Here is a 248-nt window from a genome sequence, read left to right as displayed (position 1 = left end):
ACCAGTAACCGTCCTTGGCGAGATGGGCCGTGATCGAACGGCTCACCTGGTCCCACTCGAGCCGCTTGTACTTGTCCGAGAAGATGTCGGTCCGGTAGCGCTGCAGGCGCGGCGGCAGGTCCTCATAGGTGCCTCCCTCGGGAAGCAGCGCGAAGGCCTCGGCATCGTCGGGCCGCACGTCGCGCGTGATGTGGTCGAACACGAGCCCACGTTCGTCCGACGGCACATCGCGCCGGAGCCGTGCCGCC

1 protein-coding gene is annotated in these 248 nt (G+C 67.7%); it reads right to left on the bottom strand.

Features of this window, described 5'->3' with window-relative positions; all coding sequences use genetic code 11:
- Positions 1-248: hypothetical protein (locus tag ACLJNW_RS27365; RefSeq protein ID WP_410961697.1), on the bottom strand; the 248-nt coding region annotated here is incomplete at both ends.

The sequence above is a fragment of the Salmonella sp. SAL4457 genome (assembly GCF_046548235.1).
Taxonomy (GTDB): Bacteria; Pseudomonadota; Gammaproteobacteria; order Enterobacterales; family Enterobacteriaceae; genus Salmonella; species Salmonella enterica.
Note: the sequence above shows the minus strand (reverse complement) of the source record. Positions and strands in the feature narration are given on the sequence as shown.